General features: G+C 60.6%; 1 protein-coding gene. It reads left to right on the top strand.

The genetic code is table 11. The features are described 5' to 3' along the window. Positions 1 to 42: 42 nt before the first annotated feature. On the top strand, positions 43 to 246 hold a 204-nt coding region (locus A3754_RS08105), incomplete at its 3' end, for a YciI family protein (protein ID WP_063519274.1).

Here is a 246-nt window from a genome sequence, read left to right as displayed (position 1 = left end):
CATGGCCGCACACCACCGCAAACCTGAATAAAGAGCGAAACCATGCTGTACGCGATCATCAGTGAAGATGTCCCTGACTCCTTGCCGTCACGCAAACAGGCTCGCCCCGCGCACCTGGCGCGGCTGGAAGCCCTCCGTGATCAAGGGCGCCTGCAACTGGCAGGGCCACACCCGGCTATCGACAGTGAAGACCCGGGCCCAGCGGGCTTTACCGGATCATTGGTCATTGCGGAATTTGATTCCCTG

It is taken from the genome of Alcanivorax sp. HI0083, assembly GCF_001635175.1.
The sequence above is the reverse complement of the archived record's forward strand: the minus strand, read 5'-3'. Positions and strand labels throughout refer to the sequence as shown.